The sequence below is a fragment of the Solibacillus sp. FSL W8-0474 genome, assembly GCF_038004065.1.
Taxonomy (GTDB): Bacteria; Bacillota; Bacilli; order Bacillales_A; family Planococcaceae; genus Solibacillus; species Solibacillus faecavium.
Window position 1 is genome coordinate 576,550 of record NZ_JBBOQJ010000001.1, and the last position, 26,884, is coordinate 603,433.

At 38.3% G+C, this 26,884-nt stretch carries 31 protein-coding genes; all 31 read left to right on the forward strand.

Features of this window, described 5'->3' with window-relative positions:
* Positions 1-105 precede the first annotated feature (105 nt).
* The 31 genes from prfA to NYE67_RS03100 all read left to right on the forward strand — a co-directional run bounded on the left by prfA (position 106) and on the right by NYE67_RS03100 (position 26,718).
* Positions 106-1,182, forward strand: a complete 1,077-nt coding sequence (gene prfA, locus NYE67_RS02950; protein WP_340729099.1) for a peptide chain release factor 1 — start codon at positions 106-108, stop codon at positions 1,180-1,182.
* On the forward strand, positions 1,169-2,032 hold the full coding sequence (gene prmC / locus NYE67_RS02955) for a peptide chain release factor N(5)-glutamine methyltransferase (RefSeq protein ID WP_340729100.1): 864 nt from the start codon (positions 1,169-1,171) through the stop codon (positions 2,030-2,032). The genes prfA and prmC overlap by 14 nt, the downstream gene beginning before the upstream one ends.
* Before the next feature lie 44 nt (positions 2,033-2,076).
* Positions 2,077-2,673 carry a stage II sporulation protein R gene (locus tag NYE67_RS02960; RefSeq protein WP_340729101.1) on the forward strand — a complete coding sequence of 199 codons (597 nt, stop codon included), beginning with the start codon at positions 2,077-2,079 and terminating at the stop codon, positions 2,671-2,673.
* 49 nt (positions 2,674-2,722) lie between these two features.
* Positions 2,723-3,757 (forward strand): L-threonylcarbamoyladenylate synthase, encoded by a 1,035-nt coding sequence (locus NYE67_RS02965; RefSeq protein WP_340729102.1) that lies wholly within the window; start codon positions 2,723-2,725, stop codon positions 3,755-3,757.
* Positions 3,758-3,879: 122 nt separating this feature from the next.
* Positions 3,880-4,377: a manganese efflux pump gene (locus NYE67_RS02970; RefSeq protein WP_191700798.1), complete on the forward strand. Its 498-nt coding sequence runs from the start codon at positions 3,880-3,882 to the stop codon at positions 4,375-4,377.
* A gap of 10 nt (positions 4,378-4,387) precedes the next feature.
* A complete protein-coding gene (locus tag NYE67_RS02975) occupies positions 4,388-4,846 on the forward strand; it encodes a low molecular weight protein arginine phosphatase (RefSeq protein WP_445682994.1) in 459 nt (152 codons plus the stop codon).
* Between the two features lies 1 nt (position 4,847).
* Positions 4,848-6,140 carry a methyl-accepting chemotaxis protein gene (locus NYE67_RS02980; protein ID WP_340729103.1) on the forward strand — a complete coding sequence of 431 codons (1,293 nt, stop codon included), beginning with the start codon at positions 4,848-4,850 and terminating at the stop codon, positions 6,138-6,140.
* 170 nt (positions 6,141-6,310) lie between these two features.
* Positions 6,311-6,664, forward strand: a complete 354-nt coding sequence (locus NYE67_RS02985; RefSeq protein WP_340729105.1) for a c-type cytochrome — start codon at positions 6,311-6,313, stop codon at positions 6,662-6,664.
* Positions 6,665-6,880: 216 nt separating this feature from the next.
* Positions 6,881-7,318: a ribose 5-phosphate isomerase B gene (rpiB, locus tag NYE67_RS02990; RefSeq protein ID WP_340729106.1), complete on the forward strand. Its 438-nt coding sequence runs from the start codon at positions 6,881-6,883 to the stop codon at positions 7,316-7,318.
* A gap of 14 nt (positions 7,319-7,332) precedes the next feature.
* On the forward strand, positions 7,333-7,878 hold the full coding sequence (locus tag NYE67_RS02995; RefSeq protein ID WP_340729107.1) for a TIGR01440 family protein: 546 nt from the start codon (positions 7,333-7,335) through the stop codon (positions 7,876-7,878).
* A 76-nt stretch (positions 7,879-7,954) separates the two neighbouring features.
* Positions 7,955-9,199: a serine hydroxymethyltransferase gene (gene glyA, locus NYE67_RS03000; protein WP_340729108.1), complete on the forward strand. Its 1,245-nt coding sequence runs from the start codon at positions 7,955-7,957 to the stop codon at positions 9,197-9,199.
* A 301-nt stretch (positions 9,200-9,500) separates the two neighbouring features.
* Positions 9,501-10,130, forward strand: coding sequence for a uracil phosphoribosyltransferase (upp, locus tag NYE67_RS03005; RefSeq protein WP_191700803.1), 630 nt, complete (start codon positions 9,501-9,503; stop codon positions 10,128-10,130).
* Positions 10,131-10,249: 119 nt separating this feature from the next.
* Positions 10,250-11,404 (forward strand): non-hydrolyzing UDP-N-acetylglucosamine 2-epimerase, encoded by a 1,155-nt coding sequence (wecB, locus tag NYE67_RS03010; RefSeq protein WP_340729109.1) that lies wholly within the window; start codon positions 10,250-10,252, stop codon positions 11,402-11,404.
* Between the two features lie 611 nt (positions 11,405-12,015).
* A complete protein-coding gene (locus tag NYE67_RS03015) occupies positions 12,016-12,387 on the forward strand; it encodes an ATP synthase subunit I (protein WP_340729111.1) in 372 nt (123 codons plus the stop codon).
* 30 nt (positions 12,388-12,417) lie between these two features.
* Positions 12,418-13,158, forward strand: coding sequence for a F0F1 ATP synthase subunit A (gene atpB / locus NYE67_RS03020; RefSeq protein WP_340729112.1), 741 nt, complete (start codon positions 12,418-12,420; stop codon positions 13,156-13,158).
* Positions 13,159-13,235: 77 nt separating this feature from the next.
* A complete protein-coding gene (gene atpE / locus NYE67_RS03025) occupies positions 13,236-13,460 on the forward strand; it encodes a F0F1 ATP synthase subunit C (RefSeq protein ID WP_191700807.1) in 225 nt (74 codons plus the stop codon).
* Between the two features lie 180 nt (positions 13,461-13,640).
* A complete protein-coding gene (atpF, locus tag NYE67_RS03030) occupies positions 13,641-14,162 on the forward strand; it encodes a F0F1 ATP synthase subunit B (RefSeq protein ID WP_340729113.1) in 522 nt (173 codons plus the stop codon).
* Entirely contained in the window at positions 14,159-14,695 is a 537-nt protein-coding gene (locus NYE67_RS03035; RefSeq protein ID WP_340729114.1) for a F0F1 ATP synthase subunit delta, read from the forward strand. The genes atpF and NYE67_RS03035 overlap by 4 nt, the downstream gene beginning before the upstream one ends.
* Positions 14,696-14,724: 29 nt before the next feature.
* A complete protein-coding gene (gene atpA / locus NYE67_RS03040) occupies positions 14,725-16,233 on the forward strand; it encodes a F0F1 ATP synthase subunit alpha (RefSeq protein ID WP_191700810.1) in 1,509 nt (502 codons plus the stop codon).
* 103 nt (positions 16,234-16,336) lie between these two features.
* On the forward strand, positions 16,337-17,194 hold the full coding sequence (gene atpG / locus NYE67_RS03045; protein ID WP_340729115.1) for an ATP synthase F1 subunit gamma: 858 nt from the start codon (positions 16,337-16,339) through the stop codon (positions 17,192-17,194).
* A gap of 48 nt (positions 17,195-17,242) precedes the next feature.
* A complete protein-coding gene (atpD, locus tag NYE67_RS03050; protein ID WP_191700812.1) occupies positions 17,243-18,658 on the forward strand; it encodes a F0F1 ATP synthase subunit beta in 1,416 nt (471 codons plus the stop codon).
* A gap of 23 nt (positions 18,659-18,681) precedes the next feature.
* Complete coding sequence (locus NYE67_RS03055) at positions 18,682-19,089, forward strand: F0F1 ATP synthase subunit epsilon (protein WP_340729116.1); 408 nt, start codon at positions 18,682-18,684, stop codon at positions 19,087-19,089.
* 141 nt (positions 19,090-19,230) lie between these two features.
* Positions 19,231-19,473 (forward strand): DUF1146 family protein, encoded by a 243-nt coding sequence (locus NYE67_RS03060; protein WP_340729117.1) that lies wholly within the window; start codon positions 19,231-19,233, stop codon positions 19,471-19,473.
* Between the two features lie 364 nt (positions 19,474-19,837).
* Entirely contained in the window at positions 19,838-21,139 is a 1,302-nt protein-coding gene (gene murA, locus NYE67_RS03065) for a UDP-N-acetylglucosamine 1-carboxyvinyltransferase (RefSeq protein ID WP_191700815.1), read from the forward strand.
* A 230-nt stretch (positions 21,140-21,369) separates the two neighbouring features.
* The gene (gene spoIID / locus NYE67_RS03070; protein ID WP_340729118.1) at positions 21,370-22,278 is read left to right on the forward strand and encodes a stage II sporulation protein D; all 909 of its coding nucleotides are present in this window, start codon (positions 21,370-21,372) and stop codon (positions 22,276-22,278) included.
* Positions 22,279-22,327: 49 nt separating this feature from the next.
* On the forward strand, positions 22,328-22,978 hold the full coding sequence (locus NYE67_RS03075) for a M23 family metallopeptidase (protein WP_340729119.1): 651 nt from the start codon (positions 22,328-22,330) through the stop codon (positions 22,976-22,978).
* A 150-nt stretch (positions 22,979-23,128) separates the two neighbouring features.
* A complete protein-coding gene (locus NYE67_RS03080) occupies positions 23,129-23,395 on the forward strand; it encodes a sporulation transcriptional regulator SpoIIID (protein WP_340729120.1) in 267 nt (88 codons plus the stop codon).
* 191 nt (positions 23,396-23,586) lie between these two features.
* A complete protein-coding gene (locus tag NYE67_RS03085; RefSeq protein ID WP_340727316.1) occupies positions 23,587-24,579 on the forward strand; it encodes a rod shape-determining protein in 993 nt (330 codons plus the stop codon).
* 71 nt (positions 24,580-24,650) lie between these two features.
* Positions 24,651-25,493: a flagellar hook-basal body protein gene (locus tag NYE67_RS03090; RefSeq protein WP_340729121.1), complete on the forward strand. Its 843-nt coding sequence runs from the start codon at positions 24,651-24,653 to the stop codon at positions 25,491-25,493.
* Positions 25,494-25,559: 66 nt separating this feature from the next.
* Positions 25,560-26,399 carry a flagellar hook-basal body protein gene (locus tag NYE67_RS03095; protein ID WP_340729122.1) on the forward strand — a complete coding sequence of 280 codons (840 nt, stop codon included), beginning with the start codon at positions 25,560-25,562 and terminating at the stop codon, positions 26,397-26,399.
* A gap of 25 nt (positions 26,400-26,424) precedes the next feature.
* The gene (locus NYE67_RS03100) at positions 26,425-26,718 is read left to right on the forward strand and encodes a DNA-directed RNA polymerase subunit beta (RefSeq protein ID WP_340729123.1); all 294 of its coding nucleotides are present in this window, start codon (positions 26,425-26,427) and stop codon (positions 26,716-26,718) included.
* The last annotated feature ends 166 nt before the right edge of the window (positions 26,719-26,884 follow it).

A 26,884-nucleotide genomic window follows, 5' to 3' on the forward strand; every position in this document is an offset into this window, starting at 1 on the left:
CCGTGAAATTTCTTTATACTAGTAAAGGTGCATTTTAACGTGACTCGAGAAATGACGAGCTGATATACAAAGAATTTAAAAATAAACTTTAGAGGTGAAATACAAATGTTTGATCGTTTACAGGCGGTTGAGGACCGATATGAAAGATTAAATGAATTACTGAGCGATCCAGATATCGTAAGTGATTCGAACAAATTACGTGAGTATTCAAAAGAGCAATCTGATATTCAGGAAATGGTAGACGTATATCGTGAATACAAATCAGTAAAAGAGCAACTGGCTGATACACGCGAATTAATGGAAATTGAAAAAGATGCAGAAATGCTTGAAATGATGAAGGAAGAGTTTAACGATTTAAATAAACAAGTTCCGGATTTGGAAGAACGTCTGCGTATTTTATTAATTCCAAAAGACCCGAACGATTCGAAAAACGTAATTATGGAGATCCGCGGAGCTGCGGGCGGTGACGAGGCGAATATTTTTGCTGGTGACTTGTTCCGTATGTATACACGTTATGCAGAAACACAAGGCTGGAAAGTGGATATTATGGAAGCAACACCAAATCCGGCAGGTGGCTATAAAGAAGTAATCTTAATGATTAACGGTCAAGGTGCTTATTCAAAATTCAAATATGAAAACGGCGCACACCGCGTTCAACGTGTTCCGGCTACAGAATCACAAGGCCGTATTCATACATCAACTGCAACAGTTGCTTGTTTACCAGAAGTACATGTAGAAGATGTAGAAATTCATGATAAGGATATTCGCGTTGATACATTCGCTTCATCAGGTGCCGGTGGTCAGTCAGTAAATACAACGATGTCCGCTGTACGTATGACCCACTTACCAACTGGGGTTGTCGTTTCGATGCAGGATGAGCGTTCACAAATTAAAAACCGTGAAAAAGCGATGAAAATTTTAGTAGCTCGTGTAGCGGATAAACACCGTCAAGAAGCACAGGCGGAAATTGATGCAACACGTAAGACAGCAGTAGGAACAGGCGACCGTTCTGAGCGTATCCGTACTTACAACTATCCACAAAACCGTGTAACAGATCACCGAATTGGCTTAACGATTCAGAAGCTTGATCAAATTGTTGAAGGTAAGTTGGATGAAATCATTGATGCACTTATTTTAGATGAGCAAGCAACACGCTTAGCCAATTTAAATGAAGATGCATAAAACTATTTTTGAGGCCCTGAATGGGGCTTCTTCTTTTTTAGAGGAAAACGGTCGCGAAGGAAATGCCGCAAGATTACTATTGCAGCATATTTTACAGACAAATTATTCAGGCTTGATGATGAAAATGCATGAGCCGTTAGAAGTTGAACACCAGCAGCAATTTGACGCTTATTTGCAGGAGCATATTAAAGGACGCCCTATACAATACATTACAGGTGTAGAAGAATTTTATGGACGTACTTTCAATGTGGATGAGTCGGTTTTAATTCCACGGCCTGAAACGGAAGAATTAATAGTTGGGACAATAGAGCGGATACAAAAGCTATTCGGTGAAAAAAAAGAACTTAAATTTGCGGATATCGGAACAGGTAGTGGAGCCATCGCCATTACGATGAAAAAGGAATGCCCGAATCTTGATGTAACAGCAACGGATATTTCGGAAGCAGCTTTGGAAACAGCAAAGAAAAATGCAGAGCAAATCCAGGCACAAATTACATTTAAGCAGGGTGATTTATCAACACCGATTGCCAATGAAAAATGGGATATCGTATTATCCAATCCTCCTTATATCGCGTTTGATGAAATGAAGGACATGTCCGATGTAGTCGTAGCACATGAACCGCATTCTGCATTGTTTGCCGAGGAAAATGGACTGTTGCTTTATCGTAAACTAGCAGAAAATTTACCGCAGATTATGAATACACCTGCCTTAATCGGACTTGAAATTGGCTATACACAGGGAGAAGCTGTAGCTGGCTTTTTCAAAAAGAGCTTTCCAAATGCCCATGTAACAGTAGTTAAAGATATAAATAAAAAAGATCGAATTATTTTTTGTGAGATTAGTGAATAAAAACTAGATTCCTTGTAAACAATGTTTTGCAAGGGGGAATGAAAATGTTACATGATTACGATATTAAAAATGAATCCAATCTATTTTTAGCGATTGCTAAATTACTAATAAGTGTGTTGTTTATATATAGTGCAGCTTGTATAGTACCTGATTTTGTAGACGGAGTACGGGAAGGGCAGGCGCTAAGCGATGAGCAGTTAAAAATCCGTGTGATTGCAAATAGCTCAACGAAAGCTGATCAATTGGTAAAGTATGAGGTCGTAGAAACAATTCAAGGTTATATGCAGGAAACATCAGATTTTTCGGAAGATATCCACATTGTGGAAAAGATTTATCAAGAAATTCAGAAAACTTACCCACAATTGAAAGTTTCATATAACTTTGGGGATAACTTAATGCCACCGAAATGGTATTTAGGTCAGTTTTATCCACAAAATAAATATTATTCTGTCAATTTTGTGATTGGTCAAGGGCGAGGGGAAAATTGGTTCTGTGCAGTGTTTCCAACGCTTTGTAAAAAGGATGAACCAGCGAAAAATGAAAGACCAACGTTTTATATTTCGGAATGGTGGAAGAAAAATAAACAAAAAAGTAATCAACAGAAAATAAAAGAATATACACAGGTAACTGTTAGTTATTAACAAATTGTGGATAATCTTTTGAAATACTTATAGACAGGGGGATGAAATGATGCGTACTTTACAATTACCTGTGGATGATTTTGTGGATAATTCAGAAAATTATACACAAGCTGTGGATTTGTTGAAAAAGGGGGAAGTTGTTGCATTTCCTACCGAAACAGTTTACGGGCTGGGTGCAGTGGCAACAGACGAGAAAGCAGTGAAAAAAATATTTGATGCAAAAGGTCGTCCTTCCGATAATCCACTTATTGTACATATTGGAACTGCGGAAGAAATATCCCTCTATACATCATATATTCCTGAAGTTGCTAAAATATGCATAGAGGCTTTTTGGCCAGGTCCACTCACAATTGTTTTGCATGTAAAACCAAATATATTGGCACCGAGCGTAACTGCTGGTTTAGATACAGTTGGCATTCGTATGCCTGATCATCCGGTTGCTCTCAAACTGTTGCAAACTTTAAAAGCACCATTAGCTGCGCCAAGTGCAAATCGCAGTGGAAAGCCAAGTCCGACAAAAGCGGATCATGTATTCGAAGATTTGCAGGGCATTATTCCATGTATTCTAGATGGTGGAATGACAGGAATCGGTGTAGAATCAACCGTTCTCGATGTTACGTTAGAAACACCTGTTATTTTACGTCCAGGTGGAGTAACGAAAGAAATGCTAGAAGCAGTAATCGGTCCGGTAGATGAGCCAAGCATCGAACAGCAAAAAATTGAGTCGACACCGAAAGCACCGGGGATGAAATATACCCACTATGCACCAAATGCACCTGTTTATTTAATAGATGCAAATAAAGAAACAATTGAAAATGCACTGGAACAATTAAAATCTGAGCATAAAGTTGCTCTATTGGCTCCAGAAAGCTTTAAAGATATAAAAGCAGACTACTATTTTTCCTTTGGCGAAGCACATAATCTTGAACAGATGAGTGCAACTTTGTATGATGCTTTGCGCGCTTGTGATAAAACAGATGCAACAATTATTTTAGCGACGGCTACAACAAAATCCGGGGTGGGGACAGCAATTATGAACCGCCTGGAAAAAGCAGCTGGCGGCAATTGGTTTTCACTTAAATAATCTTTATGACCACATTCTGCAAAATTTTGTAGATGTGGTTTTTTTGTTGTGTGCAAATCGGTAGGATATTTTTAATTGGAAAAGCATAAATTACAACAGCGCATAGAGGAAGAGGGGAAAAAATGCAGGAAGTGGTTGCTGGGATATTAATGTCGTTTGATGTCGTTGCACTTTATTTAATTGCTACAAATGTTAAAGCTAAATGGTTATTAGCGTTATGGACGGCATTATTACATATGATTTTCCCATTGATAGGATACCGTTTTGGGGAATGGATAGCCGTGTACTTAAATAATTGGGCAACAAGCCTTTCTACAATATTACTATTCTTTGTAGGTTTGCAATTACTGCTGTCAAAAAAAGATGAAAGTTTCCCTGCCATATCTTTACCGATTATTGCCATATTTGCGAGCATTGATACCTTTTCAGTTAGCCTATCTTTTGGTATGCTAAATTTAGAAAAATATGTTTTTATTATCAGTGCAGGGTTATCCACATTTTTATTGTCTTATGCAGCTTTAGTAGTAGCGCAAAAAACTACTATTTTGAGAAATAACGCATTAAAGAAAATTGCTGGATTATTACTGATTGTAATGAGTATTATGTTATTAAAATGGTAGATTAGAGGGTGTGAGGAAGATAAATATTTACTTTATTTGTACAGGAAACACATGTAGAAGTCCTATGGCAGAAGCAATTTTAAAAGCTAAAAATTATGAGAATATAAATGTACGTTCTGCGGGTATTTATGCCTACGAGGGGAATGGGATGTCCCGAAATGCCGAAGAAATATTATTGCAAAAGGATATTTTTCAACCCCATCACTCTTCGCAATTTACAAAGAACGATGCACAGTGGGCAGACTTGATTTTAACTATGACGACGGCACATAAAGAAATGGTCATTAGTCTTGTTGAAGAAGCTGCACATAAAACGTTTACGTTAAAAGAATATGTAGCGATGGAGGGTGGGCCGGATATCCAAGATCCATTTGGAGGCAACTTGCAAATATATGAGCAGACATATGACCAACTAAACGAAGCGATTAATAAACTAGAGACCAAATTACAATTGGAGGGAAAAATTTAACATGGATTCACAGAGAAAATCATTTAGTTTACGTCGGAAGCTCGTATTATTTGTCGGGATATTAGCGCTTATTACATATACATGCAGTTTTGTATTTATCGAATATTTACGTCCGATGTTTTTCGAAAATACTAGTACAAGCATGTTTCAAATCATTACATATGTATTAGGAATCTTTTGGTCTTGTGCTTTGGCAGCTGTATTTAGTTTAGTAATTGTACGTCCGTTACAGCGATTAGAGAGCAGTGCAAATCAGGTAGCTGAGGGCAAGATTGGAAAAGATGTCGACATGCCGAAAACAAATGATGAAATCCGGACTGTAGCTGAGGCATTTCAAGCGATGGTCGTTAATTTGCGTAAAATGGTTAATGGCATTGAAGGAAATTATAAAACGACAGATGAAACTATTCGAAAGCTTTCAGATGAAAGTATATCTGTAACGAATAATGCTGAGCAAATTACAAGCAATATCAGTCAAATTTCATTAGGAGCTGAATCTTCTGCAGTTGCGATTCAAGAAACAGTAGAAGCTATCGAAGAAGTGCGTACACTGGCATCTGAAGTAAACAATAAAGCATTGCATACAGCCAGTCGTTCGAAAGATCTTTTATCCAATTTAACGTCAACTACAGATGCGATTCACGGAGTCGTAAATAGTATTCAAAAAATTGCAGCAGATAATGAAAATTCATTAGTTAATATTCGCGAATTAGAAAAAAATGCAGAGCAAATTGAACGAATTATCGGCTTAGTTGGAGATATTGCGGGTCAAACAAATTTACTTGCATTAAATGCTTCAATTGAAGCGGCACGAGCAGGCGAGCACGGTAAAGGCTTTGCGGTAGTAGCAGAAGAAGTACGTGGTTTAGCCGATGAAAGTGCTAATGCAGTTCAAGGAATTACAAAATTAATTCAGACGATGCAACAAAATGTTTCTATTGTAGTAAAACAAATGAACGAACAAGTTTCATTTGCTGCCAACGAGTCTTCGCGTGTATCTGAAACGACAACAGCAGTTGAAGGTATGACGAAATCGGTGTATGAAATGGCAGATGATGTTGTTCAAATCTCTCAATTGGTTGAACAGCAAATGAAAAATATCGAGCATACATCGCATCAATCACAAGAAGTAGCCGCAATTGCTGAACAAACATCCGCAAGTGCGCAGGAAGTAAGTGCTGCCTCTTCAGAACAAGCGCATGCTATTAAGCAAGTAGAAGCATTGGCGAGCGATTTAAAACAGCAATCTGCTGAGCTATATCGAATGATTCAGCAATTCGACCGCAATCAATAGATTCTCAATACCCTTTATAGACTTGGACGATATCCAAGTTTATAAGGGGTTTCTTATTTGTCGAAATTATGACTCTATGTGCCTTATAAAAGGGGTTTGTCGTTTTATGTTGAAATGAATAGGGTATGTACGGAATATTACGTATAAAAATTAATCCTGGAGGGATCGTTTTGAAAAAGCTCAAGTACTGGTTATTAATGGGTGTAGTAGTAGCTGGTTTAGCTGCATGTGGGGATGCAGAGGAAACAGATACGGACACTACAAATTCGACACCTACTGAATCAACCGAATCAAATGACTCAGCTACGTCAGATGTTTCAGAAGGGGAAAAAGTAGTGAATACCAGCTGTATCAACTGTCACGGGGGAGATTTGTCAGGGGCAATGGCGCCGGACTTAACTAACATATCATTATCTAAAGAGGAAATTATCGATATTTTAGAAAATGGTAAGGGCGCAATGCCACCAGGAACAGCAGCAGGTGAAGAAGAGGCAGTAGCAGATTATTTATTATCCATACAATAATTGGGAAAGATCGCTCTTATAAGGGTGATCTTTTTTATGTAAACTTTTAAAGCGAATTGTCCAAAAAAATAACAATATAATAATATTATAGGTTTAATATTCGTGTTTTGAAGTGAAAATGCGAAACTTCTGAGGAAAAGACGTGTCATTTTGATGTAATAAATGGTACACTGATGGTGAATATAATTGAGTAAAAAAGAGGTAGGAGGTACCTTCATGAAAATTGCGATTTCATCAGACCACGGTGGAAATAATTTAAGAAAAGAAATTATGTCACTATTGGACGAAATGTCGATAAGTTATGAAGACTTTGGTCCACAAACGGACGATTCTGTAGACTATCCAGACTATGCTCGTCCCGTAGCAGAACGAGTAGCAGCAGGTGAGTTCGACCGCGGAATACTAATTTGCGGGACAGGTATTGGTATTTCAATTGCTGCCAATAAGTTTAAAGGCATCCGCTGTGCACTTGTACATGACGTATTTTCTGCAAAAGCAACACGCTGTCATAATGATTCCAATGTATTGGCGATGGGTGAGCGTGTAATAGGCCCAGGATTGGCTAGAGAAATTGTTGAAACTTGGTTGAATACTGAATTCGAAGGTGGACGTCATATTCGCCGTGTAGAAAAGATTTCAGAAATTGAAGGGTAACAAGGAGTGATCCAATGACGGACTTACACGATTTGCAAAATGATTTAAGACAAGCATTAATTGAATTTGAGCAACAAGTGAAGTTTACTGAAGATCAGCTTTTTGTCGTTGGCTGTTCCACGTCGGAAGTAATGGGCGAAAAGATCGGTACAGCCGGCGCACTCAATGTTGCAGAAGTTTTATTTAAAGAATTCTCAAAATTCTCACAAAGAAACGATATCCATTTAGTTTTTCAGGGCTGCGAACATATTAATCGAGCTTTAACGCTTGAGTCAGCTGTGGCTAAAAAGTACCAGTTAGAACCAGTTTCGGTCATTCCAGTGCGTACAGCGGGTGGCTCCATGTCCGCCTATGCTTTTTCCCAATTGACTGAACCTGTAGTTGTGGAATCAATTCAGGCGCACTATGGCATTGATATCGGTCAAACTTTAATCGGCATGCATTTGAAAGCTGTAGCGGTACCTATTCGAACATCTGTAAAACGTTTAGGTAATGCTGTCATTACATTAGCGACAACACGTCCAAAACTTATCGGTGGAGAACGTGCGCAATATAAGTAACGCTTTAACGTTACATACATCATTTTGAATTGGAAACTCCGATATATTCGGAACAAAATTTAGGGGGATTTTTATAATGGCATTTGAAAACTTAGCTGGACAAGACAAAGCAATTTTAGACGCAATTCTATTAGAGAAAAAACGTCAAAACACGAACATTGAGTTAATTGCTTCAGAAAACTTCGTATCGGAAGCTGTAATGGAAGCGCAAGGCTCATACCTTACTAATAAGTATGCAGAAGGCTATCCTGGGAAACGTTACTATGGTGGCTGCGAGCACGTAGACGTAGTTGAAAATATTGCGCGTGACCGTGCAAAAGAATTATTCGGTGCTACATATGTTAACGTACAGCCTCACTCAGGTGCACAAGCAAACATGGCAGTATACCATACAGTTTTAAAACCAGGTGATACAGTATTAGGGATGAACTTATCTCACGGTGGTCACTTAACGCATGGTTCTCCAGTTAACTTCTCTGGTATTTTATATAATTTCGTAGAGTACGGTGTAACAGAAGATACAAATGTCATCGACTATGAAGATGTAAGACAAAAAGCGTTGGAATCTAAGCCGAAATTAATCGTTGCAGGTGCTTCAGCTTACCCTCGTGAAATTGACTTCGCAAAATTCCGTGAAATTGCTGATGAAGTAGGCGCATATTTCATGGTAGATATGGCACATATTGCTGGTCTAGTTGCTGCGGGTGAACATCAAAACCCAGTACCATACGCAGATTTCGTAACAACAACAACACACAAAACGTTACGCGGTCCTCGTGGCGGTATGATTTTAACAAATGATGCGAAATGGGAAAAAGAATTAAACAAATCAGTATTCCCAGGTATTCAAGGTGGTCCATTAATGCACGTCATCGCTGCAAAAGCAGTATCATTCGGTGAAGCATTACAACCTGAATTTAAACAGTACGCAAAACAAATTAAACTAAATGCAGCAGCATTAGCTAAATCTTTAATGGATGAAGGTGTTGAAATCGTATCAGGCGGTACAGATAACCACTTACTTCTATTAAATGTAAAATCTTTAGGTTTAACAGGTAAAGTTGCGGAGCATGTATTAGATGAAGTAGCGATTACAACAAATAAAAATACAATTCCATTCGATACTGAATCTCCATTTGTAACTTCTGGAATTCGTGTAGGTACAGCTGCTGTAACATCTCGTGGCTTTAAAGAAGAGGATGTTATTGAAGTAGGCAAAATCATGGCATCTGTTCTTAAAAATCATGAAGACGCTGCAGTAAAAGAAGAAGCCCGTAAACGTGTAGAAGCTTTAACAGCGAAATATCCATTATATGCTTAATTAAATTTCAGCCTTTCCAACTACGCATCTGTAGTTAGAAAGGCTTTTATTATGTCCTGCTGGTAAATTATTAAGAAGGGTATTTTTTTATATGGTGGGCAAGTTATGGATAAAGCTAGCTGAAAGAGAAAGTAGACATATACTAGCTATTTTAGTGAAGAATATATACATTTTAATTATTGTGAAATATAAACCCTCCCATACAAAATAAGACGTTTTTCAAAACATTCCTGTGAGAGTTTTCGTTAACTTTATTTTCTGTTATACTAACTTAGATAAACAACAGTTAGGAGATGTCAATATGAGTAAAGTATACGTATTTGACCACCCATTAATTCAGCATAAGTTAACTTATATTCGAGATAAAGATACTGGGACAAAAGAATTCCGCGAGTTAGTAGATGAAGTCGCAACATTGATGGCTTTTGAAATTACACGTGATTTACCACTAGAAGAAATTGAAGTGGAAACACCAGTTACAAAAGCAAAGGCAAAAGTACTGTCAGGTAAGAAAATTGCGATTGTACCAATTTTACGTGCAGGTATCGGAATGGTAGACGGAGTATTAAAGCTAATTCCTGCTGCAAAAGTAGGGCATATTGGTCTTTACCGTGATCCAGAGACGTTAAAGCCTGTAGAATATTATGCAAAACTTCCAGCTGATGTTGAAGAGCGTGACTTTATTATTGTCGACCCAATGTTAGCAACAGGTGGTTCAGCTGTTGAAGCAATCAACTCACTGAAAAAGCGTGGCGCTAAAAGCATTAAATTTATGTGCTTAATTGCTGCTCCAGAAGGTGTAGAAGAAATTCAAAAATTACACCCGGATGTAGATATTTACATTGCATCTTTAGATGAAAAACTAGATGACCACGGCTATATCGTACCAGGTTTAGGTGATGCAGGGGATCGCTTATTCGGTACAAAATAAAGAAAACAACAAATGCCCGTACACAAGTAACGGGCGTTTTATCTTGAATCGGCAGCGTTTCAAACACTTGCTGAATCACTGCAAGAATTAATACTTTAGATTAGACAAGGAGTAGAATGATGACGAAAAAGTTTAAAGTTATGACGATTTTTGGGACGCGTCCAGAAGCGATTAAAATGGCACCACTTGTGTTGGAGTTAGAAAAGCATCCAGAGGAAATTGAATCAATCGTAACTGTGACAGCGCAACACCGTCAAATGCTTGATCAAGTATTGGAAACGTTCAATATTACACCAGATTATGATTTAAATATAATGAAGGATCGCCAAACATTGGTCGATGTAGCGACAAATGCATTACTTGGTCTTGACCGTGTAATGAAAGAGGCAAAGCCGGATATTGTATTAGTTCATGGAGATACTGCGACAACATTTGTGGGAAGTTTAGCTGCTTTTTATAATCAAATTGCAATTGGTCATGTAGAGGCAGGTTTACGTACAGGTCAAAAGTACTCACCTTATCCCGAAGAGATGAATCGACAGTTGACGGGTGTAATGGCAGATTTACATTTTGCTCCAACAGAACAGTCTAGAGCAAACCTACTAAAAGAAAATAAGCTGGATGAATCAATTTTCGTGACAGGTAATACGGCGATCGATGCGCTGAAAACTACTGTTAGCGAAAACTATACCCACCCAGTACTTGAAAAGATAGGGACAGACCGAATGATTTTACTGACGGCACATCGTCGTGAAAACTTAGGCAATCCAATGCGCAATATGTTCCGTGCCATTATGCGTTTATTAAATGAACATAAAGATATTCAAGTGGTGTATCCAGTGCATATGAATCCGGCAGTTCGAGAAGTTGCAAATGAAATTTTAGGCGACAACCCGAGAGTTCACTTAATTGAACCATTGGAAGTGTTTGATTTCCATAACTTTGCAGCCAGATCCTATATGATTTTAACTGATTCAGGTGGAGTGCAAGAAGAGGCGCCATCGTTAGGGAAGCCAGTGCTTGTATTACGTGATACGACTGAACGTCCGGAAGGTATTGCGGCGGGTACATTAAAGCTTGCTGGTACAGATGAGGAAGTTATTTACTCAATGGCGAAAGAACTATTAACAAATAATAAAGCATATGAAGCGATGGCTCATGCATCGAACCCATATGGAGATGGATTTGCATCTGCTCGTATTGTGGAAGCATTGTTGAAGTTCGCACAAAAGCAACTATTGGAAGATATAATTAAAAATGCAGAAACTAGATAAACTTATCCTAGCGCAATATTTTTGACCTTTAAGAGGGAAATATAGAAGATTACACTTGTTTCTATTTTGTCAATAGCAAAATTCGCTATTATTGCTAAAAAATTTTTTCTGTGATGCTTCATTTCGAATGGGAATGGAAAAAATGCATGAGATAGCGAATTTTAGCTTTAGTGAAAAAAAGCAGAGAATAATTATGAACATTAATGCACAAATTTGTCAACAATTTGACAAGGAATTTAACTGTGTGAAGTTTTTCACCATTACTAATTGACATCAAAAACCCCCTATTGTATGCTTACAAAGGGTAAGAATGATAAGGGTTTCGTTTAGTCTGAAGACGTTGAAACACTTGTTATATCAAGTTTCTACTAGATTGACGGTTGAAACGAAATTCGTCAATTTGCAACGTTTGCGTCTGGATTAAGTCCGTGAAGATTAAGAGACATTTAGAAGTATGAAATGAATGTTTACTATGTGATTTGTCTATAGTAAAAATTATTTAGTACTTGTAACGGCCTCTAATTTTGTAGTGCATTCACTACGATTTTAATTCATTTAATGGTCGATGAACACTTTCTTTACTCGAAAAAGATTCAGGAGATTAATTGCCAATGCTAAATTTGCATCACATTTTTACAATGCAGAAGAAAGCGTTCTTTTTTTTGCTTGTTGTTTGTGCGTTAGGCTGGGGATTTTCGCCATATGATTCTGTATTTGCTGGTATAGCCCTGGGTGCGTTCTTTGGTACGTATAACTTTTGGATATTAGTTCGACGTATGGAAAAATTTGACCGTTCCATTAGTGAAGGGACAAAAGTAGCATCTATCGGTACAGCGCTTCGCTTTGGATCAGGTGTTGCCGCAGTCGCAATCGCAATATCGTTGCCACAATATTTTCATTTAATAAGCACGGTCATTGGGCTGATGATTCCGTACATCTTTTTAGTAGTAGAAAGAATCGTACATCACACAAAAAGCCACTAAGGTGCATTTGAAAGAGAGGTGAATGCAAAAATGGATCATACAGCTCCAGAGCTCGACTTGGATTTAGGCTTTATGACGCTTACTTTCAACTTATCTACAGTGTTAACTCTTTTAGTATCAGCAGCCATCGTATTTTTAATCGCGGTTATTTCAACAAGAAGACTCGCGTTAAAACCGACTGGAATGCAAAACTTCATGGAATGGATTATGGATTTCGTGAAAAATATTATTAAGAGTAACATGGACTGGAAAACAGGCGGTCGTTTCCACGTTCTGGGTATTACATTAATTATGTTTATTGCCGTATCCAACTTACTTGGTTTACCAATGGGTGGTATTTTATACCATGCAACGGACGGTACTCATTACTTGTGGTGGAAATCACCGACAGCTGACCCAGTCGTAACAATGACATTAGCTTCGATGATTTTAGTATTAACTCATTACTACGGTGTGAAAATGCAAGGTACAGGTGGTTATACTAAAACATTCTTCCAGCCATTGTCATTCTTGTTCCCGTTAAAAATTATCGAGGAGTTCGCAAATACGCTAACTCTTGGTCTACGTCTTTACGGTAACATTTACGCCGGTGAGATTTTACTAACATTACTAACTGGTTTAGCAGTTTCAAGTGTGTTTGGTTTCTTCGGTGCTATCGTACCAATGATGGCATGGATGGGATTCTCGATTTTCATCGGATTTATCCAAGCTTTCATTTTCGTTATGTTAACAATGGTGTATATGGCTCACAAAGTGAGTGCAGACCATTAATTATAAATTTCCGCATTCAACGTAGTGCGGCGATTTGAAAAAAAAAAAACAACGTAATCCAAGGAGGATATTATCAAATGGTAGGTTCAGTAGGTTTATTAGCAGCAGCAATCGCAATCGGTTTAGCAGCACTAGGTGCAGGTATTGGTAACGGTCTTATCGTTTCAAAAACAGTAGAAGGTATCGCTCGTCAACCAGAAGCACGTGGCGTTCTACAAACTACAATGTTCATCGGGGTAGCTTTAGTAGAAGCATTACCGATCATCGCAGTAGTAATCGCATTCATCGTAATGAACCAATAGTCTTAAAGGCAAAATTGATTAAGATTATTAAATTAAGTGGCGAAGTAGAATTCTTTTGAAACCCTTCGCCATTAATTTTGTATAAAGAAGGATTACCCTCTTTATATAAATTTTAAAATGAATAAAAAGTAATACAAAATATAGATTTCTATTCAAGCTCTTGAAGGGAGTGAAACAATCGTGTTTTTAGATTATCTTGTACTTGGTGCAGGTGCTACTGGCCTTAACTTAGGAGACGCTATCGCAACGTTAGCGATTTTCGCAGGGTTAATGTTACTTCTTAAAAAGTTCGCTTGGGGTCCTTTAATGGGTATTATGCGCGAACGTGAAGAGTTAGTTGCAAACGGTATCGACGCGGCTGAAAAAGCCAAAAAAGAAACACAAGCATTATTAGAAGAACAAAAGAGCCTTCTTAAAGAAGCTCGTACGGAAGCACAATCGATTATTGAAGGTGCTAAAAAGCAAGGCGAAGCAACACGCGAAGAAATCGTTGTGGCTGCACGCGCTGAAGCGAACCGTTTAAAAGAATCTGCTGTTCGTGATATCGAAGCAGAGAAAGAAAAAGCAATCGCTGCTGTACGTGAAGAAGTCGTTTCATTATCAGTACTTGCTGCGTCTAAAGTTCTTGGGAAAGAAATTTCCGAAGCTGATAATAGCGCATTAATTAAAGAAACGATTGCGAAGGCAGGCGAAGCGAAATGAGTCAATCGACTGTAGCAAATCGCTATGCTCAAGCAACGTTTGAATTAGCAATTAAACAAAACGTTCTTACTGAAGTAAGTGCAGATTTGCAGGAACTTACAAAAGTAATGGCTTTAAATGAAGAGTTTATCGCATTGCTATCTGCTCCTAAAATCTCTACTGACCGTAAGAAAGAACTGATTGCACAAGTTTTAACTGGTGCTCAGCCAATCGTAATTAATATGATTCAATTCTTAATCGAAAAGAAACGTTTAAACGAATTATCAGCTGTAGCAGAACAGTATCAAGCATTAGCAGCAGCTGCTCAAGGCTCTGCAGATGCAAAAGTTTACTCTACGCGTGAGTTAACGGCAGGGGAGAGAGCAGAAATTTCTGCTTCTTTCAGTAAGTTAGTCGGCAAAGAGCAACTAAACATTACAAACATTATCGATGCGTCATTAATTGGTGGCGTACGCGTTCAAATCGGCAACTATATTTTCGACAGCACTGTAGCTTCTAAGCTAGAGGACTTAAAACGAGTATTAGTTGGTTAAATCTTAAGAAATGTGAGAGGTGAACATACATGGGCATCAAAGCTGAAGAAATCAGCAGTCTGATTAAACAGCAGATTGAAGGTTATCAATCGGAATTAAAAGTAAGCGAAGTAGGTACAGTTATCACTGTTGGTGACGGTATCGCTCGTGCTCATGGCCTCGACAACGCCATGGCTGGAGAGCTTTTAGAGTTCTCTAACGGTGTTATGGGTATGGCACAAAACCTAGAAGAAGGTAACGTTGGTATCGTAATTTTAGGAGACTACCTAGGCATCAAAGAAGGCGATGAGGTTCGTCGTACAGGTCGTATTATGGAAGTACCAGTTGGTGAAGCACTAATTGGCCGTGTTGTAAACCCACTTGGTATGCCAGTGGATGGATTAGGTCCAATCAACACAACAAAATCTCGTCCAATCGAAAGTCCAGCTTTCGGTGTAATGGCACGTAAATCAGTACATGAGCCATTACAAACAGGTATTAAAGCGATTGACGCTTTAGTTCCAATCGGTCGTGGTCAACGTGAGTTAATCATCGGAGACCGTCAAGTTGGTAAAACATCTGTAGCAATCGATACAATTTTAAACCAACAAGGCGAAGATATGATTTGTATCTACGTAGCAATCGGACAAAAAGAATCAACTGTACGTAACGTAGTTGAAACTTTCCGTAAGCATGGTGCATTAGATTACACAATCGTTGTAACAGCTTCTGCATCACAACCAGCTCCATTATTATACCTTGCTCCATTTGCAGGTATTTCTATGGCAGAAGAATTCATGTTAGATGGTAAGCACGTATTAATCGTGTATGATGACTTAACTAAACAAGCATCAGCATACCGTGAACTTTCACTTCTTCTACGCCGTCCTCCAGGTCGTGAAGCTTACCCTGGTGACGTATTCTACTTACACAGCCGTCTACTTGAGCGTGCTGCGAAGTTAAACGAAACTTACAAAAATGGTTCGATTACAGCGCTTCCATTCGTAGAAACGCAAGCGGGCGATATCTCTGCATATATCCCAACAAACGTAATCTCTATTACAGATGGTCAAATCTTCTTACAATCTGACTTATTCAACTCAGGTGTACGTCCTGCGATCAACGCTGGTTTATCAGTATCACGTGTAGGTGGTTCTGCACAAATCAAAGCGATGAAAAAAGTAGCAGGTACATTACGTCTTGACTTAGCAGCGTTCCGTGAATTAGAGTCATTCGCTCAGTTCGGATCTAACTTAGATCCAATTACGCTTGGTAAATTAGAGCGTGGTAAACGTACAGTTGAAGTGTTAAAACAAGACTTAAACAAACCACTTAAAGTTGAAAAACAAGTTGCGATCCTTTATGCATTAACTAAAGGTCACTTAGATGATATTCCAGTACAAGATATCGTTCGTTTTGAAAACGAATTCTTAAGCTGGTTAGATACAAACCACACAAATGTTTTAGATCATGTTCGTACAACTAAAGAACTTGCTCCAGATGCAGAGTATGTTGAAGCAATTAATGCATTCAAAAAGACTTTCGCTAAATCTGAGTAAGTAAGAATTGAACGGTTTTTCACGCATGTTTATAAAGCGTGAAAAACTGGACAACTCTTTTTTAATAAGAGCTTGATAAAAATCAAAAGGTGGTGAAATACCAGTGGTAAACTTACGCGAAATTAAAGGTCGTATTAACTCTACAAAGTCTACGAAACAAATTACTAAAGCAATGCAAATGGTTTCTTCTTCAAAGTTGCGCCGTGCAGAGCAAAACGCTAAGGCTTACGTTCCATATATGGAGAAAATTCAAGAGGTAGTAGGCGCAATCGCAGCAGGTACTAAAGATAGTGGACATCCAATGTTAACGTCTCGTCCTGTTAAGAAAACAGCTTACTTAGTTATCGGTTCTGATAGCGGGTTAGCAGGTGCTTACAACTCAAGCATTTTACGTGAGGTTCAAAATACTATTATGAAACGTCACAAATCTACAGATGAGTACGTAATCTTAGCAGTAGGTCGTGTTGTTCGTGATTACTTTGTAAAGCGTGGACACAATGTTATCGCAGATGTTATCGGTCTTCCAGACCAACCATCATTTGCTGATATTAAAGAAATCGCTCGTAATGCTGTTGGTATGTTCATTGACGGTACGTATGATGAACTTTATATGTACTACAATCACTTCGTATCTGCTATTCAAAACGAAGTGACTGTGAAAAAAGTTCTTCCTTTAACTGATATTGCACCTTCATCAAGCGATGCTGCTTATGAATTTGAGCCATCAGGTGAAGCCATTTTAGAAGTATTACTTCCACAATATGCGGAAAGCTTAATTTATGGCGCTATATTAGATGGAAAAGCGAGTGAACATTCAGCACGTATGACAGCCATGAAAAACGCTACAGACAATGCAAACGATCTTATTGCAGACCTTTCTCTACAATATAACCGTGCACGTCAAGCGGCGATTACACAAGAAATTACAGAAATCGTTGGTGGAGCTGCTGCCTTAGAATAGGCGCACTCACCAACGTCGTATAAGAATACGATAGGAGGGTACAAAGTAATGAACAACGGACACGTTCTTCAAGTAATGGGTCCAGTAGTAGACGTAAAGTTTGCTAATGGTCAATTACCAGATATTTATAACGCATTAACAGTTAAAATTGAACGTCCTAACGAAGCTCCGACTACTCTTGCATTAGAAGTAGCGCTTCACTTAGGTGACGATTCTGTTCGTACAATTGCCATGTCATCTACTGATGGTTTACAACGTGGAGCAGAAGTAACAAACACAGGAGCACCAATCTCAGTACCAGTTGGTGATGCTACATTAGGTCGCGTATTTAACGTACTTGGTGAAGTTATCGATTTAGGTGAAGAAATTCCTGCTGACGTTCGTCGTGATTCAATTCACCGCGAAGCTCCAACATTCGATGAATTATCAACTACTGTAGAAATCCTTGAAACAGGTATCAAAGTAGTAGACTTATTAGCACCATACATCAAAGGTGGTAAAATCGGTCTATTCGGTGGTGCCGGTGTAGGTAAAACAGTATTAATCCAAGAATTAATCAACAACATCGCACAAGAACACGCAGGTATCTCTGTATTCGCAGGTGTAGGTGAGCGTACTCGTGAGGGTAATGACTTATTCTTCGAAATGACAGATTCAGGCGTAATTAAACAAACTGCAATGGTATTCGGTCAAATGAACGAGCCACCTGGAGCACGTATGCGCGTAGCTTTAACTGGTTTAACAATGGCTGAATTCTTCCGTGATGAGCAAGGTGCAGACGTACTTTTATTCATCGACAACATTTTCCGTTTCACACAAGCAGGTTCTGAGGTTTCTGCCCTATTAGGTCGTATGCCTTCAGCGGTAGGTTACCAACCAACACTTGCTACAGAAATGGGTAAATTACAAGAGCGTATCACATCTACTACAAAAGGTTCTGTAACTTCTATCCAAGCGATTTACGTACCAGCCGATGACTATACTGACCCGGCTCCGGCTACAACATTCGCCCACTTAGATGCAACAACTAACCTTGAGCGTAAATTATCTGAGATGGGTATCTATCCAGCGGTAGACCCACTAGCTTCGACTTCTCGTGCATTATCACCGGAAATCGTTGGACCAGAACACTATGCAATCGCGACGGGTGTTCAACGTACAATCCAACGTTACCGTGAGTTACAAGATATCATTGCTATCTTAGGTATGGATGAGTTATCTGATGAAGATAAACAAACTGTAGAACGTGCTCGTCGTATCCAGTTCTTCTTATCTCAAAACTTCCACGTAGCGGAGCAATTCACTGGTCAAAAAGGTTCTTATGTACCTGTTAAAGAAACTGTTCGTTCATTCAAGGAAATCCTTGATGGCAAATGGGATCACTTACCAGAAGATGCTTTCCGTTTAGTTGGTTCAATTGATGAAGTAGTAGCGAAAGCTAAAGAAATGGGCGTACAAGTTTAATTAGCTGACGAGGAGGAAAAAATATGAAGACAGTTACAGTCAATATTGTCACTCCCGACGGCTCAGTATACGATTCAGAGGTTACGATGGTAATCGCTAAAACGACTTCAGGTGAAATCGGTGTCTTAGCTGGCCATATTCCTATGGTTGCTCCACTTGCTATTGGTGCAGTGAAGCTTAAAAAAGCAGATGGCACGACAGAAGTTGCAGCGATTAGCGGTGGTTTCATTGAAGTTCGTCCTGATAAAATTTCGATTTTGGCTCCTTCTGCTGAAGTTGCTGCTTCAATCGATATTGCACGTGCTAAAGAAGCTTTAGCGCGTGCTGAAGGTCGCCTTCAAAAGAAACAAGATGACATCGATTTCAAACGTGCGGAACTAGCTTTAAATCGTGCGATGAATCGTATCAACGTTCATGAGGGTAACATCTAAATTTGATGACGTGCGGGCAGAGGTCTCTCTGCCCGCTTTTTTTAGGTGTAACATATTTTCGAGTAACAAAAAATTTAGAAGCGTAATTCGCCATAATATTGCGCGAGACATATTTTCGTTGTATAAAAGGAGTGGAGAAAAATGGATTTATTTGTTGAAGCTGGTCAACAGGCAATCATTAATGTTTTGGCATATATTATATTTATAGGAATGGCTCTTTATGCATTACAAGGCTTACGTATTGAACAATTATTTAAAAAAGGGAAAACATTTCAGATCCAGCTCTTCTATATATTTATGAGTATTGCAATCGGCTCAGCTGTAGCAGACTTCTTTTTAAATTTTTTGGATTGGTCTAAAACTATTCCTTATATTTTCGGTTAAAAGGGATGTGACCATTTTATTTCTTGCAGGGAGCAATAATTGTTTGTTTTTCACTCCAAGAAATAAAATTTCCTAGGAAATATAGACGTTTGCGAATATACATGTTTTGGGTAGTTAGTAGATGGTAGTACTTATCTGTGGAAATTTGTCTATTCACATTAAATAGTTGCGCTGCGTATTATAATTTAATAGCCTTTTCAGAAAAATTAGCTTAAAATAGTAATTTGGGTGCTTGAAATACAGTGCCAATAAATGTAGTATGATTTTTGTGTGTAAAATTGAAGTCAAATGAAGTTTAAAATAATTATAGTTAAATTGAACTTATCCATTTATTATAAGAGAATTGAATTCGGAGGGACGAATTGTGGAGAGAATTATTGTTACTGGGGGTCAGACTCTAAAAGGTACAGTACGTGTTGAAGGTGCAAAAAATGCCGTATTACCAATTTTAGCTGCTTCTCTATTAGCTTCTAAAAATAAAAATATGATTAAAGACGTACCGAACCTAGCAGATGTTAGAACGATCGGTGAAGTATTAAAAAGTTTAAATGCAATTGTAGAGTTTAATGCTGAGAATAATGAAATGATTATAGATGCCTCTATGAAGCTATCAAGTGAAGCACAATTTGAGTTTGTTAGTAAAATGCGCGCATCGATTTTAGTGATGGGGTCGCTATTGGCACGAAACGGCTATGCACGTGTTGCATTACCTGGAGGATGTGCTATTGGGTCTCGTCCTATTGAACTTCATTTAAAAGGCTTTGAGGCAATGGGTGCTGAAATCTCCTTTGGACATGGTTATGTGGAAGCAAAGGTGAAAGATGAATTAAAAGGCGCAGAGATCTATTTAGACTTCCCAAGTGTAGGCGCTACAGAAAATATTATGACTGCAGCAGCACTGGCAAAAGGTACAACAATTATTGAAAATGCTGCAAAAGAGCCTGAGATAGTAGATTTAGCAAACTTTATTAACGCGATGGGTGGTCGTGTTATCGGTGCGGGGACAGATACAATACGCATCGAGGGTGTTAAGGAACTAAAAGGTTGCGAGCATTACATTATTCCAGATCGTATTGAAGCAGGAACATTTATGGTAGCAGCAGCAATCACACGCGGTGATGTACTTATTGAAAATGCAGTACCTGAGCATATGACGGCATTAATCGCAAAAATGCGTGAAATGGGCGTTGAAGTTATTGAGGAAGATGAAGGCGTACGCGTACGTTCAAATGACCCCTTAAAAGCGGTGGATATTAAAACTATGCCACATCCAGGATTCCCTACCGATATGCAATCACAAATGATGGCCTTAATGTTAACAGCGAACGGAACAAGCATCATTACGGAAACAGTTTTTGAAAACCGTTTCATGCATGTTGAAGAATTCCGTCGAATGAATGCAGACGCAAAGATCGAAGGACGCTCTGTATTCATTGAAGGTGGAAAAAATCTTCAGGGAGCTGAAGTTTCAGCTACAGATTTACGTGCAGCAGCAGCACTTATATTAACTGGGTTAGTGTCGGAAGGTATAACACGAGTAACAAAATTACACCATTTAGACCGAGGTTATGTAGATTTCCACAAAAAATTGGCTTCTCTAGGTGCACATATTGAACGCATCGATACAGAAGAAGAAATCTTACAGGAAACAATCGTATCAGTTTAAAAATAAATAGTTTAAGGCATTTCGAGGACTAGTAAAGTTTTCGGAATGCTTTTTAATTTTCCAGAGATTTTTATAGTAATAGAGTTTATATAGGAATCAACGAAACTTCCTAGTCCGTAAAATATATGTCCCCAAAAATAGATAATGACAATATAAAGTAGAATGTTCTTATCAAATTTTCTCTTAAATAAACCAACTCATAATCCTTCAACCTTCTCATATACTGTCTCATGAAAAAAATTATAATTTATTTTATCATTTGTGTTTTGTTATTTTTAATCCCTCTTACTTTTAAGACTAAAAAACCAAGCAATACTACAACTGTTTCAATAACAGAAACAGCGTCATGTCCATTACTTATTACTGCAAACAATGAAACAATACCAATTGAAGACTATTTGATTGGTGTACTTGCAGGAGAGATGCCGGCAAGCTTCCATTTAGAAGCTTTGAAGGCTCAGGCTATTGCTGCGCGCACTTACGTATTGAGGCAGACAGACTATGGAGCAAAACCAATTCTTACAACGACCGCACACCAAGTATACAATGATCAAAATTTACGTGAACAAAAATGGCAAACTACCTTTGCAGAAAATGAACAAAAGCTTACAGAAGCGGTTCGGCAAACAGCCAATCAAATCCTCACCTACAATGATGAACTAATTACGGCAATGTTTCATGCTGCGTCCTATCAACAAACAGAATCCGCCAAAAATTATAGCGGTAATTCCATTCCTTATTTAAAAACTACCACTTCACCCGAGAAAGTAGATCCTGAAGAAACGCACTACACATTTGAGCAACTAAATACAATGCTTCAACAGAAATTCACTAAATCCGAATTACAAAACGCTAAAATTCAGCTCAATGATTCTAAACGTATAGAGCAGATAAAAATCGGCAAAAAAATCTGGTCAGGACGAGAAATTAGAACACTTTTAAATTTAAAATCGAGCAGTTTTACATGGTCAGCTACAGCTACTGGTATTACAATTACGACCTTTGGGTACGGGCATGGGGTAGGCATGAGCCAGTATGGTGCCAATGCGATGGCACATAGCGGAACAGCGGCTGAACAAATACTTGCGCACTATTATCCAAATACTACCTTAAAATTGATAAATTATTGTAAAAAATGATGTTTAACTTTTGAAACTCCTGTCTACACTTTCACTTGAGGTGATGAACATGAGAGAAGTTAAACAAAAGCCTTCTCAGAAACCATTTACACAAAAAAAGTGGTTTTGGCCGGTAGCGTACAGTAGTATGGCATTAATGATTGTGGCTGTAATTTTTAGTTTTACCGCTTTATACGAAAGTCAGGAAGAAAAAGAATTATTAACTGAAGTAACTGCACCAGTGGAAGAGACAATTATTCCAACTTCTACAGCTCAGGAAACATTAAAGTATCCATTTAAAGAACAATACTTAAGTGAAGTAACAGTTTTACAAGATTTTTATGATGTCACAAAAGATGAAGCAACACGAGAAAATGCATTACTAGTATTTAATCAAGTGTTTACAACATCAACAGGTGTATCAATTGCAATTAATAGTGAGCCTTTTGAAGTAGTAGCTGCAATGAGCGGTGAAGTAACTGAAGTTAAGATGGATTCGTTTACGGGCAATATGATTACCCTAACACATCCAAACGGTATGCAAACGCGCTATAACTCAGTGGCAGATATTCTTGTAAAACAAGGAGATAAAGTTTCTCAAGGAGAACCAATCGCTACTTCTCAAGAAAATGAGTGGAACCCTACAGCAGGCATCCATTTACATTTCGAAGTTCTTGAAGATGGAGTATTAGTGAACCCGAACAAATATTTATCCTTTTGATTTCCTGACAAAATGGCTAGATACAGAAATGTTTTTAGCAAGATCTCATCGATTCCTTCATTCTAACTCGAATAAATAAGAGCCAACTCACATAAGGTGAAATATTAAGAAAGCAAGGCTCTTTAGAATTGAGATAGAGAGGGAGAGGACGTGCACGAACATATTCGGCAACGCTGCGTTCGATTGGGTGAACTGTTGGTAGAGACAGGGGTAACCGTGCGTGCACTCGCGAAAATGACGGGATTTTCAAAAAGTACTGTACACAAAGATTTGACAGAGCGCCTAACACAAGTGAATGAATCACTTGCGCTACAAGTACAACAGGTATTATCCTACAACAAATCAATTCGCCATTTACGCGGTGGTGAAGCAACACGTAAAAAATGGATATCAAAGCAACAAGAAAAAAGCATTTAGGCTGTTTTTATAGCAACTAAATGCTTTTTTAAGTGATTATAACTCCACAATTCTTCCATTAAAATCCATTATAAAGGAAAAACCTTCCCATAATATTGATGTAATTAAGTACTGTATATGATAAAATGACTAAGATACAGAGATAAAGATTCGTATGCATGTTGAAATGGTCGGAAGGAGAATTACAAAACATGTTTTCTAAAGATATTGGGATAGATTTAGGTACTGCAAATGTGCTCATTCACCTAAAAGGTAAAGGGATTGTATTAAATGAGCCATCTGTAGTAGCGATTGATAAAAAGACAAATAAAGTACTGGCAGTCGGTGAAGAGGCACGTCAAATGGTAGGACGTACACCTGGAAACATCGTCGCAATTCGTCCATTAAAGGATGGAGTAATTGCTGATTTTGATGTAACAGAAGCAATGCTGAAGCATTTTATTAATAAATTAGACTTAAAAGGTTTTCTTTCAAAGCCACGCATTTTAATTTGCTGTCCAACTAATATTACATCCGTTGAGCAAAAAGCTATTCGGGAAGCAGCAGAGAAATCGGGCGGCAAAAAAGTATACTTGGAAGAAGAACCTAAAGTTGCAGCAATCGGAGCAGGCATGGATATTTTTCAGCCTAGTGGCAATATGGTCGTTGATATCGGTGGAGGTACAACGGATGTTGCGGTGCTGTCTATGGGTGATATTGTAACAAGCGAATCTATAAAAGTCGCAGGGGATGTATTCGACAATGATATTTTGCAATACATAAAGAAAGAATACAAGCTGTTGATCGGCGAACGCACAGCAGAAAATATTAAAACAACAATCGGTACAGTTTTCCCTGGTGGACGCAAAGACACAATGGAGATTCGCGGTCGAGATATGGTTACTGGTTTACCAAGAGTAATCGAAATCAATTCAGAAGAGATTGAGCAAGCATTGCGTGAATCGATTGGGATGATTGTTCAGGCAGCGAAAGATGTACTAGAAAAAACACCACCGGAATTATCGGCAGATATTATCGATCGAGGTGTTATTTTAACAGGCGGTGGTGCTTTATTGCATGGGATTGACCAGCTGTTAATTGAAGAGCTGAAAGTACCTGTATTTGTTGCAGAAAACCCAATGGATTGTGTGGCAATTGGAACTGGAATTATGCTGGACAATATTGATCGTGCGGTAAATAAATAAGTTAAATTACTAATAATTCTTTAATTTTTACCGATAAATTATAAATACAAACATAATTAGAGGTGAAAAGGGTGTTTAAAGGTTTTTATACAGTAGCTACAGGAATGGTTGCACAACAACGTAAAACAGAAATTCTGACAAATAATATGGCCAATGCTAATACACCTGGCTTCAAATCAGACCAAACAACAATCCGATCTTTTCCGGATATGTTGATGTCTGCAGTAAATTCGACAACAATCCCTACAGAAAAAGGCTTTGCATTAAAAAAGCTGAATCCAGTGGGCGCGTTAAATGCTGGCGTATATTTACAAGAAACTATGCCAAATCAAGCGCAAGGCCAAATTTACTCTACAGGCCTAACGACAGATGTGGCATTAATAAATAGTTCGTTACCAATTGACGAGGCTTCAGGCAATTCAGCTCAAATATTTTTCCGTCTGGAAAATGAAGATGGTGTAGAAAGCTATACACGAAACGGGAACTTTACGATGGACGGACAAGGAAATCTAGTAAATCCTCAAGGGCTATTTGTATTGGATTCGAATGGCGAGCGTCTGCAATTTGCAAACGACAATATTCGTATTAGTGCGGATGGTGCAATTTTTGACGAAGATGATGTACAGATTGGCACATTAGGTGTCGCATTTTCTGAAAATCCAGATGTACTTATGAAACAAGAGAATGGTTTATTTAACACATTGGATGGTGTCGATTTACCTTCAGCTTACGGCCAGGCAAATGTTCAGTTTTCAATGCAACAACAGTATTTAGAAGGTTCAAATGTTGATGCTTCAAAAGCAATGACAGAACTTTTAACGGCATATCGCGCATTTGAAGCAAATCAAAAAGTACTGCAGGCATATGATAAGAGCATGGAGAAAGCCGTAAACGAAATTGGACGCGTTAACTAAATAAGGAAATGGCAAATGATTTTCATTAACCGTCGAAGTTTCGTATAATTAAGGAGGTACTAGAAAATGTTACGTACAATGGTGACTGCAACAAACACATTGTCACAAGTTCAAAAGCAACTAGATACAATCAGTTCGAATATTGCAAATAGTAATACGCATGGTTATAAAGCGCAGCAGGCAAATTTTTCTGAAATGCTTTATCAACAGTTTAAAAATGATGATTATGACCGTACTGTAAGGGATACGCCTGTAGGCATTCGTTATGGTGTTGGGGCACAAATTGGTCAAATCCAATCAAACCAGGCACAAGGTTCAATCCAATTAACAGAACGTGATTTGGATTTTGCTTTAACAACGAAAAATCAGTACTTTAATGTATTGATGCAAAATGATGCAGGTGAAGTACGTACTGCATACACACGTAATGGTAGCTTTTACGTATCTCCTACAGAAGCTGGAATTGTGACACTTGTGAACAGTGACGGATACCAAGTAGCAGATGCAAACGGTCAGCCGATTACATTCCCAGATGATGTGACACAATTCACGATGGATTCAGATGGTACTTTAGTTGCGAACTATGAAAATGGTACAACTTTAACGTTCCAATTAGGCATTTCATCATTGCAAAAACCACAAGTAATGGAAAAATTACAGGGTGGGACATATATCGGGTTACCGGAAAACTTGGACGAGCTTGGATTTACACAAGCACAAGTGCTAACGGATTTACAGGGAGCGAATCGTCAGGTAGGTATTCAAAAAGGTGCCCTTGAAATGTCGAATGTAGATTTATCACAAGAGATGACCAATCTGATTCAGGCACAGCGCTCATATCAATTTAATACACGTGCAGTAACTATTGCAGACCAAATGCTTGGACTAATTAACGGCATTCGCTAAGCAGTATTTCAAAGGGAGAAAATTTATGACAAAAGAGTTAAATAGACGAGTTGTAGAACAAGCGTCTCCAGCAAAAAAGACGAGACGTAGCTTAAAAGAAGTTTCTGAGCCCAATATGGATCAGCAGCCTACTCGCTGGGTCCGACTTCGTCTAATTCCCATTTGGCTGCGTATAATAGTTGTCATCCTTATCTTTGGCATCGCCACAATTGCAGGGCTAATTGTTGGCTATAGTATTATAGGGGACGGCGCGACATCAGATGTTTTAAAAGGCGATACATGGCAGCATCTTCTCAATATTATAAATGGGAAAGAGTAGGGATTGTCGGGAAAATCATTACCGAACAATCCCTTTGCAACGAAAAAGAATATGCGGAACAAAAGCAGCAAGGAATTATGCGCTTTTCTTCCATACTTTCGTTGTTTTATTAAGCCATACATATTTAGTAACATTTATATACATAATATTATAGAGTAAATGAGGG